Here is a 3,217-nt window from a genome sequence, read left to right as displayed (position 1 = left end):
GGATCACCCACAACAGCTATCACCGACCCGGCGCCGGTGCCGGTCGCCCCGCGAGGTAACGCTCCAGGAGCGCCTTGACCACGGGACCGGACGTCGCCGATCCGAATCCACCGCCACGAACCAGCGCCGTGACAACGATTTCGGGGGACCGGATCACGGCTCAGCGCGCCCGCGGGAGTTCCACTCCCGCGGGTGCCGTTCCGTGGGCGTCCGCGTCGCAGAGCACCGGACACCGAACCACATGCGAAGCCCCGCCGGCATGCTTTTCACACCCACTACCCGGTTCCCCGAATACGGGATCGCAACCAACCGGACGAATCAATCATTAAAGGAATCATAATTCCAAGTGATGTAATTCATCCGATATCACCGGCCGCATGCGCGCGAGGTTCGGCAAATACCGGCAATTTCTCGCTGCACTGTCACGACAATCCTGGACCGCGGTTTCGGAGTGAATTCGAATCAGCACTCAAATCAAACGACCGAGAGGGCGGATAACGCCCCCCAGATCGTGCGGTGGTGCCGGCTGCTGGTGGGACGGTGAAACGCCGAGACCAGACAGGCCGTCGTCTCGGTGGTACCGGCGACGGCCTGTCTGGTCCCTCCGGCGAGGGTCGTGCCCCTACGACCGACGACGATGCCTCTCGGCCGCCGTCGTACCCGCCGCCGCTGCGAGGAGCAGTACGCCACCGATGAGCAATGCGTTGCCAGCGGCGTCGTCGGGCGTCCCCTTGCCGCCCGCTTCGACGCTACCGACGGGGACAACACCGATTTGCCCTCCACCGTGCGGCGCAGCTGGAAGCGCTTCCCCGCCCGGGCCTCCCTGGCCGCCGGGTCCACCCTCCTCACCCGGCCCGCCGGGTCCACCCTCCTCACCCGGGCCGCCAGGTCCCCCTTCTTCACCCGGCCCACCCGGCCCACCCGGCCCACCCGGTCCACCCGGTCCGCCGGAGCCGCCGGAGCCGCCGGAGCCGCCGGAGCCGACGAACAAGCTGCCCAGTCCGGCGCTACCGAGTAAGGCACTGCCGAGCAGAGCGCTGCCGCCGGCGCCTCCGGAGCTACCGAGCAACGGCAAGAACAAACTGCCCAGGTCCGAACTTCCGAGATCCACGATGCTGCCGAGGCTGCCCTTCCCGAGACTGCCCCCATGCTCACTACCGAGGCTGCCCTTGTCGAGGCTGCCCTCGCCCCCGCTGCCCCCATGCTCACTACCGAGGCTGCCCTTGTCGAGACTGCCCTCGCCCCCGCTGCCCCCATGCTCACTACCGAGGCTGCCCTTGTCGAGACTGCCCTCGCCGCCCCCGCCYTCATGCTCACTACCGAAACTCTCGAGACTGCCCTTGTCGAGACTGCCCTCGCCCCCGCTGCCCCCMTGCTCACTACCGAGACTGCCCTTCCCGAGGCTGCCCTTGTCGAGACTGCCCTCGCCGCCCCCACCCTCATGCTCACCGCCGCCATGCTCACCGCCGCCACGTGCGTCAGGCGCAGCGCCGGAACTGCCGAGGCCGAGGCTGCTCAACGCCAGGTCAGCGAGTCCTTGCAGATCCATCGCTGCCCCAAGACTCCCCAGTCCGGCGTTTCCGGCGTCCCTGCCAGCGCCGGCGCCAGGTTCGGCAGGGGCAGCCTGCCCGACTGCGGACGAACCGATCGCCAGCGCGGCGGCCGCCGTCGCGGCAATCATGATGCGGGTCTTCATCTTCAGAGTGCGGACGTTTGTAGCCCTGTGGGTTGGCATAGCTGTACGACCTTCCTCGATTGGCCTGCGCAACAATCTATTGACATTCCGCCTAATCGCATGAAGACATAGAAATCATGGCGCCGCCATTACCCTGCGCGAACTCCACCAGACCCCGACTGAATGGGTGGGCGCCCCCCTTGCATATAGGCGAAGGAAATCTAACATCTCACTCAGGCAACGGAAGGTGGAATTAGCATTACGAGTGCGGACGCGGCGCGGCGTGGTTGATTCGGCCGCGGCGCCGGGCAAGCCGAGTCGGCCCGCCGACCAACCGCTGACGTCCGCTTCGCACCCTGAGTCTTCGTGTCGATCGAAGAACACCGGGGATCAACTCCACCGATCCCGACGCCGGCCCCGGGCGTGGCCCGCGCTGGTTCGGGTACAGAGGGACGGCCGCCGCTGGCCGGGAACGGCGCGGGGCGCCGTCGCCGTGACGCTGCCGGGTCTCGTCGGTGTCACGCTCGGTCACGATTTCCTCACCGAATCCCCCGCGTGCATCGTCGGTGACGAGTTCGCCATGACGCCCGCGCTCGAGCGCATGTACCGAGCCTCGGGCCAGGAGGTCCCGCACTTCAAGCGGATCCTCGAACTCAACCCGACGCACCCGCTGGTGGGGGCTACGGGCTGCGCACCCCGAGGGCACCGACGACCCGAGCCTCGCCGAGACCGACGAATTGCTCTACGGCACCGCGCTTCTCGCGGAGGTCGGTGAGTTGGAAGATCCGGCACACTTCGCAAAAATGCTCGCGAATCGCCCACCGCACCGAGCACTGCCTCGCGAAACCGGCCATGAACGTCGACTGCATGCGTAGCATCTAACCCATCTCGTTCGATTCCCTTCGGGAGGCCGACGTGCGTGGACTTGGCATCGATCTCGGAACTACGAACACTGTCGTCGGAACCCTGGACGGCGGAATCGTCCTGAACGAACCGTCTTTCATGCTGGTTCGGAACAAAGATCCGCACCGGGCCCTCGCGATCGGCCAGGATGCGCGCAACCTCGTCGGCCGCACACCTGCGGGCATCACACAGGTTCGCCCCATGCGTGACGGGGTGATCGTGGATCTGGAGTCGGCCCGGGCATTCGTCACGGCCGTCATCGAGCAGGTCGCCCCACACCGACGGTACGGTCGACGGCCGACGGCCGTCTTCTCGGCGCCCGCCGGGGCCACCCCACTCGAGCGCCGCGCACTGCTCGAGGTCGGGCACGAGGTCGGCCTGCGCAAGGTCGGGCTGATCCCGGAACCGGTGGCGGGTGCACTCGGGTGCGGGGTCAATCCACTCGAGGCTCGCGCCCATCTCGTCGTGAGCGTCGGAGGCGGTGTCTCGGAGGTCACCGCCATCTGTTTCGGCGGCGTGATCTCGCACCGCAGTTGCCAACTGGCCGGGGAGGAACTGACCGAGGCGCTGCACCACTACCTGCGCGAGGAGCACCAGATCATGGTCGGCGAGCTGACCGCGGAGCGCGCCAAGATGGGC

Annotated in this window: 2 protein-coding genes and 1 pseudogene; 2 read left to right on the top strand and 1 reads right to left on the bottom strand. The window is 67.4% G+C overall.

From position 1 onward, the window contains the following. Positions 1–622 precede the first annotated feature (622 nt). Entirely contained in the window at positions 623–1,696 is a 1,074-nt protein-coding gene (locus AB4Z09_RS28875) for a hypothetical protein (protein ID WP_442241371.1), read from the bottom strand. 517 nt (positions 1,697–2,213) lie between these two features. Here AB4Z09_RS28875 and AB4Z09_RS28870 point away from each other — a divergent pair. Next, positions 2,214–2,550, top strand: a pseudogene (locus AB4Z09_RS28870) (hypothetical protein); the annotation flags it as partial. A 40-nt stretch (positions 2,551–2,590) separates the two neighbouring features. Further along, a partial coding sequence (locus AB4Z09_RS28865; protein WP_442241370.1) for a rod shape-determining protein occupies positions 2,591–3,217 on the top strand: 627 nt, incomplete at its 3' end.

Source organism: Rhodococcus sp. TAF43 (assembly GCF_052113525.1).
Taxonomy (GTDB): Bacteria; Actinomycetota; Actinomycetes; order Mycobacteriales; family Mycobacteriaceae; genus Prescottella.
The sequence above is the reverse complement of the archived record's forward strand: the minus strand, read 5'-3'. Positions and strand labels throughout refer to the sequence as shown.